The sequence below is a fragment of the Mesorhizobium sp. M7A.F.Ca.CA.002.04.1.1 genome, assembly GCF_004022805.1.
Taxonomy (GTDB): Bacteria; Pseudomonadota; Alphaproteobacteria; order Rhizobiales; family Rhizobiaceae; genus Mesorhizobium; species Mesorhizobium ciceri.
This window is the reverse complement of the sequence record NZ_RZPL01000286.1, coordinates 1-6,572: the sequence shown is the minus strand read 5'-3', so window position 1 is coordinate 6,572 and position 6,572 is coordinate 1. Positions and strand designations below refer to the sequence as shown.

Here is a 6,572-nt window from a genome sequence, read left to right as displayed (position 1 = left end):
CCAGATGCACAATGTCGCCGTGCAGGGACCGAAGAGCCGCGACATCCTCAGGGAGGTGATCTGGACCTCGCCGCTGCAGCCGTCGATCGACGAACTCGAATGGTTCCGCTTCGCCGTCGCCCGCATTGGTGGCGGCAACGGCATTCCGGTCGTCGTCTCGCGCACCGGCTATACCGGCGAGCTCGGCTACGAGATCTGGTGCCATCCGCGCGACGCCGAAAAAGTCTTCGACGCCATCTGGGAAGCCGGCCAGCCTCACGGGCTGAAGCCGATGGGACTGCAGGCGCTGGACATGGTGCGCATCGAGGCCGGGTTGATCTTCGCCGGATACGAATTTTCCGACCAGACCGATCCGTTCGAGGCCGGCATCGGCTTCACCGTGCCGCTGAAGAGCAAGACCGACGATTTCGTCGGCCGCGAGGCGCTGATCCGCCGCAAGGAGCACCCGCAGACGAAGCTGGTCGGTCTCGACATCGACGCCAATGTCGACGTCGGCCATGGCGATTGCGTGCATGTCGGCCGTGCCCAGATCGGCGTGGTCACGTCAGGCATGCGCTCGCCGGTGCTGAACAAGACCATCGCGCTGGCCAGGCTCGATGTCACCCATTCGGCTGTCGGTACCGAGGTCGAGATCGGCAAGCTCGACGGCCATGCCAAGCGGCTGCCGGCGCGAGTCGTCGCCTTCGCCCACTACGATCCGCAAAAGACCAAACCGCGTTCCTGACGGCCCTTCCCTCCCAAGACAGTGAGGCCGTGCTGCAGTTCGTGATAGGAATTTTTTCTTGACCTGCTGAGGGCAGCTATGCTACATATTCGTCCATGGTGCTGATTTGCGCCGCGACCCGCCTCCGGCGGGTTTTCGCTTCCTGACCCTTGGTCCTTTTCCGAACAATCCCACCGCGGCAGTGTGAAGCCGACATGTTTCGCAAGCGTGATGTGCACGGCGCGACAAATCGCTTGACCTGAAAGCGCGCCGGATCAATCTTCACTGTTAAGAAAAAAATGCGACTGAGTGGAAACACCGACAGCCGCCCAAAGCATGCGTCGATGATGAAGCCTCGCGAAGTCGCGGCCGTCACGAACGGGGAACATCAAAATGGGGAACAAAGACATATGAGCACGATAACGACTGTCCTGGAGCCGCTTGCCGAAGGCAAGTTGCACCGAAATATCGACTGGCGCGGCGCCTTCTGGGTGGCGAGCGGCGTGCCGGCCCTGGTCCTGTTCTCGATCGGCGGCATTGCCGGCACGACCGGCACGCTGGCCTTCGCGATCTGGATCTTCTCCATGATCATGGGCTTCCTGCAATCCTTCACCTATGCCGAAATCGCCGGCCTGTTTCCGAACAAGTCGGGCGGCGCGTCGATCTACGGCGCCACCGCCTGGCTGCGCTATTCCAAGTTCATCGCGCCGCTGTCTGTCTGGTGCAACTGGTTCGCCTGGTCGCCGGTGCTGTCGCTCGGCTGCTCGATCGCCGCCGCCTACATCCTCAACGCGCTGGCGCCAGTGCCGCTGTTCACCGAAACCTCACCCGATGTCGTCGCCTATATCGCCGCGCATGCCGGGACGAGTGCCGCCGACGCCATCACAGCGGTGACCGCGGCGGCGACGCCGGCAATCCGCAACTGGACGCTTTACAGCCACACGCTGGGACCGGTCTCGTTCACCTTCAACGCGACCTTCTTTATCGGCGCAGTGCTGATGCTGATCATCTTTGCGATCCAGCATCGCGGCATTCTCGGCACCGCCAATGTGCAGAAATATATCGGCCTCTTGGTCATCGTCCCGATGCTGATCGTCGGCGTGGTGCCGATCGTCACCGGCCAGATCAACTGGGCGAATTTTTCGCCGCTGGTGCCGCTGGCCGCAGCCTACGCGCCCGAGCCCGGTGCCTGGAACATCGCCGGCTGGACGCTGGTGCTTGGTGGTATGTTCATCGCCGCCTGGTCGACCTACGGCTTCGAGACCGCCGTCTGCTACACATCCGAGTTCAAGAACCCCGGCACCGACACGTTCAAGGCGATTTTCTATTCCGGCCTTCTGTGCATGCTGCTGTTCATCCTGGTGCCGTTCACCTTCCAGGGCGTGCTTGGCCTCAACGGTATGCTGGCGACGCCGATCGTCGACGGCTCCGGGGTCGCCGACGCGCTGGCCGGCATGGTCGGCGGCGGCGCGCTAGTCCACAGCCTGTTGGTGATGCTGATGATCCTGGCGCTGGTGCTGTGCATCATGACGGCCATGGCCGGCTCTTCGCGTACGCTCTACCAGGGCTCGGTCGACGGCTGGCTGCCGCGCTATCTCAGCCATGTCAACGAACATGGTGCGCCGACACGGGCAATGTGGACCGATCTCGTCTTCAACCTGATCGTGCTGGCCATCGCCTCGGCCGACGCGACGAGCTTCTTCTTCATCCTCGCCGTGTCGAATTGCGGTTACATCATCTTCAACTTCCTCAACCTCAACGCCGGCTGGATCCACCGCATCGACAACGGCCATATCGCACGGCCCTGGAAGGCGCCGAGCTGGCTGCTCGGGATCGGGGCGATCTTCGCCTATGTCAACGCGATCTTCATGGGCGCCGGTGCCAAGGTATGGAACCCGATGGCGCTGTGGGCCGGCCTGATCACGGCAGCGCTGATCATCCCGGTGTTCTGCTTCCGACACTACATTCAGGACAAGGGCAAGTTCCCCGACCACATGCTGGCCGATCTCGGCATGACGGGGGCCGACCTCTCGGTCAAAAAGGCGGGCATGCTGCCCTATCTGACGCTGGTCGCCGGCGTGGTGGTGATGCTGCTCGCCAACTGGTTCTTCGTCATCTGACCTCATAAAAATAAAAAGGATCGGGCGCGCTTCGGCGCGCCCGATCCTTTTCGACTGGCGTGATCGATCTATTCGGCGGCCAGCGCCAATTGCGGCTTTTCGGCTTCCTGGCTCAGTTCCAGATCGTCCGTCCGTCCCTCCGCCCCGCGCTTTTTCGGCTCCCGGCCGAAGAACAGGGCGTAACCGGCCGGCAGGACCAGGATGGTCAGCACCGTGGCAACCAGGATGCCGCCCATCATGGCGTAGGCGAGCGGACCCCAGAAGACGCCGCGCGAGATCGGGATCAGCGCCAGCACCGCCGTCAGCGCCGTCAGCGTGATCGGCCGGAAACGGCGAACGGCCGAACCGATGATGGCCTCGTAGCGGTCCATGCCCGCGGCGATGTCCTGGTCGATCTGGTCGACCAGGATGATCGAGTTGCGCATGATGATGCCGAGCAGCGCGATGACGCCGAGAATGGCGACGAAGCCGAACGGCGCACCGCTGATCAGGAGTGCCGCGGCAGCACCGATAATGCCAAGCGGACCGGTCGCCAGCACCAGCATCGCCTTGCCGAAGTTCTGCAGCTGGATCATCAAAAGCACGACAATGACGGCCAGCATGATCGGTGCCTTGGCGGCGATCGAAGCCTGGCTTTCCGCCGAATCCTCCGCACCGCCCTGGATTTCGATCTTGTAACCGGGCGCCAGACCCGCACGCAGGTCCTTCATGTCGTTGTACATCTTGGTGACGACGTCGTTGGACTGCACGCCGTCGGGCAAGGTGGCGCGCACGCTGATGGTCGGCAGGCGGTCGCGGCGCCATTCGATGCCTTGCTCCAGCACCGGCACCACCTTGGCCACCTGCGACAGCGGCACGAAACCGCCGAAGTCGGTCGGGATATAGACCGAGTCGACCGAGGACAGCAGGCTGCGGCTGGCATTCGGCTCGCGGGCGACGATGGACACCGTCTCCTCGCCGTCGCGGAAGTCGTCGAGCGGCGCGCCGGACATCGTCGCCTGCAGCATCTGGCGGATGCGCTGCGAGGTAACGCCGAGTGCGCGGGCACGATCCTGGTCGATGACCAGCTTCATCGCCGGAACCGGCTCCAGCCAGTCATCATGCACGGCGCCAAGCAGCGGATCTTCACGGAACTTCGCCTTCACCTGGTCGGCGATGCGGCGCACCTCCTGGCGATCCGGCCCCATGACGCGCATCTGCACCGGCCAGCCGGTCGGCGGACCGAGGAACAGACGATCGACCTTGGCACGGATGGACGGGAAGTCTTGCGCCAGAACGGTGCGCAACTTGACGATCAGACGCTCGCGAGCCGGTTCGTCATTGGCCATGACGAGCAACTGGGCAAAGTTGGGGTTGCTCAGCTGCTGGTCGAGCGGCAGGAAGAAGCGCGGCGCGCCCTCGCCGATATAGGTGGCGATGAAACGCTTGTCCTTGTCGTCCATCATCTTGGTCTCGAGCGCCTTGGCCTGCGCCTCGACTTCCTTGATGCTGGTGCCTTCCGGCAGCCAAAGGTCGACGAGGATTTCCGGCCGCGACGATTGCGGGAAGAAGTTCTGCGGAATGAACTGGAAAGCCCACAGGCTGGTGCCGAAGGTGACCAGCGTCATCACCAGGACGATGATGCGATGGCGCACGGCCCAGCTGACGGTGGCACGAAGCCGGCGGTAGAAACGCGTGTCGAAGACATCGTGATGGCTGCCGGCATGCTTGCGCTGCTTGAGGATCATGTTGCCGAGCCATGGCGTGAAATAGACCGCGACGAACCAGGAGACGATCAGCGCGATGCCGACGACATAAAACAGCGTGCGGACATATTCGCCGGCGGTCGAGGCCGCGAAGCCGACCGGAATAAAGCCGGCCGTGGTGATCAGCGTGCCGGTCAGCATCGGGAAGGCGGTCGAGGAATAGGCGAAGCTCGCCGCCTCGACCTTGACCATTCCCTCCTCCAGCTTGCGCTCCATCATCTCGACGACGATCATCGCGTCGTCGACCAGAAGACCGAGCGCGATGATCAGCGCGCCGAGCGAGATGCGCTGCAGGTCGATGCCGAGCTCGTACATGATGGCGAAGGTCGCGGCCAGCACCAGCGGGATGGCGATGGCGATGACCAGGCCGGAACGCCAACCGATCGACAGGAACGAGACCACGAGCACGATCAGCAACGCTTCGCCAAGCGCATGCATGAACTCCGCCACCGCATCGGTGACGACGCCCGGCTGGTCGGAGATCTGGTCGACCGCAACGCCGTAGGGCAGCGCCTCTTCGAAGCGCTTGTAGGTGGCCTCGACATCCTTGCCGACATCGGTAACCTTGAAGCCCTTGGCCATGACGACGCCCAACTGCACGCTGTCGTGACCGTTGAAGCGGTACTTTCGCTGGAACGGATCCTGCAACCCCGAACTCACCGTGGCGATGTCGCCCAGCCTCGTGACCTGACCGCCGGCGCGCAGGCGCAGGTTCCTGATATCCTCGACCTTGCCGACATCGCCCTCGACGGAAATGCGCACCGAGTTGGTGCCGGTATCGACGGAGCCGGCCGGGTCGACATTGTTCTGTCCCTTGATCGCATTCTGCAGATCGGTCAGCGTCAGGCCCCGTTCGGCCAGGGCCTTGGACGAGACGTCGATATAGAGCTTTTCAGGCTGGTCGCCGATGATAACGGCTTTTTCGACGCCGGGCGTCGTCAAAAGCATGTCGCGCGCCTGGATGGCGAACTTCTTCAGCTCGGGATAGCTGAAGCCGTCGCCGCTGATCGAATGCAGGGTGATAAAGGTGTCGCCGAATTCGTCGTTGAAATAGGGGCCGAGCAGACCTTGTGGCAAGTCACCGGCAATGTCACCGACCTTCTTGCGCACCTGGTAGAACGCGTCGGTCACCTCGGCGGTGTTGGTGTCGCCCTTGATCTGCACGGTGATGATGGCGCTGCCGGCGCGGGTGAAGGAGCGCACGAAATCGAGATGCGGCGTCTCCTGCAGCTTGCGTTCGATCTTGTTGACGACCTGGTCTTCCATCTCCTGGATCGAGGAGCCCGGCCAGATCGCCTGGACGACCATGACCCGGAAGGTGAAATCGGGATCTTCCTTCTGGCCCATGCGCATCAGGCCGAGCGCGCCGGAAATGATGATCAGGCCGAACAGGAACCGCGCAATGGCGGGATGGCCGATTGCCCAGCGCGACAGGTTGAAGGGCCGCTTCTCTTCCGTGGAATTGGTCATCGACGCTGGTCCATCTATCTAGCGCAACAAAATCGAGGGTTCGTAGTGGCTTCCGGGCGGCAAGGCTCTCCCAGCGGAGAAGCACTCATCGCGGTGGGACGCGAAATCGATGTGGGGGTTACATCAATCGAGCGTCTCGGTCGGGCGCCTGCCGCCCGGAAACCAGCGGCTGCGGGAACGCGCAGCCGGTTGTCTGTCGTCAGCGCACCTGCTTGGCGTCGCCGTCCGCCGCGGATGCCGATTGCAGCGCCGTATCACCGGCGAGCTTCACCTTGAGGTTCTCGGTCATGAATTGCGTGCCGGCGGCGACCACGACATCGCCGGGTTTCAAACCCTCCGCGACACGCACGCCATCGGCGGCGAACTCGGCAACCTTGATCGGACGAGCATGAACGGTGTCGGCGCCACGATCGACGGTCCAGACGATCGATTGGGTGCCTTGCTCGGCCAGTGCGCTCAGGGGGATCGAGACCAGCTGCCGCTCATTGGCCGCCGTGGCTTCGATGCTGGCGGTCATGCCGAGCAGCACACGCG

3 protein-coding genes and 1 pseudogene are annotated in these 6,572 nt (G+C 63.2%); 2 read left to right on the top strand and 2 right to left on the bottom strand.

The features are described 5' to 3' along the window. Both ENZ75_RS16435 and ENZ75_RS16430 read left to right on the top strand, forming a co-directional pair. Positions 1 to 724 (top strand): aminomethyltransferase family protein (locus tag ENZ75_RS16435; RefSeq protein WP_164887843.1); only part of this gene is annotated, 724 nt, incomplete at its 5' end. A 389-nt stretch (positions 725 to 1,113) separates the two neighbouring features. After that, on the top strand, positions 1,114 to 2,823 hold the full coding sequence (locus tag ENZ75_RS16430) for an APC family permease (protein ID WP_024502584.1): 1,710 nt from the start codon (positions 1,114 to 1,116) through the stop codon (positions 2,821 to 2,823). Between the two features lie 68 nt (positions 2,824 to 2,891). On the opposite strand, the gene ENZ75_RS16425 is transcribed toward ENZ75_RS16430, so the two are convergent. Beyond that, positions 2,892 to 6,038 (bottom strand): efflux RND transporter permease subunit, encoded by a 3,147-nt coding sequence (locus ENZ75_RS16425; RefSeq protein ID WP_013532913.1) that lies wholly within the window; start codon positions 6,036 to 6,038, stop codon positions 2,892 to 2,894. 199 nt (positions 6,039 to 6,237) lie between these two features. Then, positions 6,238 to 6,572, bottom strand: a pseudogene (locus ENZ75_RS16420) (efflux RND transporter periplasmic adaptor subunit); the annotation flags it as partial.

Bases quoted from the DNA above. Each gene is read 5' to 3' on its own strand.
- ENZ75_RS16425 (WP_013532913.1), bottom strand. From the start codon at position 6,038: ATGACCAATTCCACGGAAGAGAAGCGGCCCTTCAACCTGTCGCGCTGG.
- ENZ75_RS16430 (WP_024502584.1), top strand. From the start codon at position 1,114: ATGAGCACGATAACGACTGTCCTGGAGCCGCTTGCCGAAGGCAAGTTG.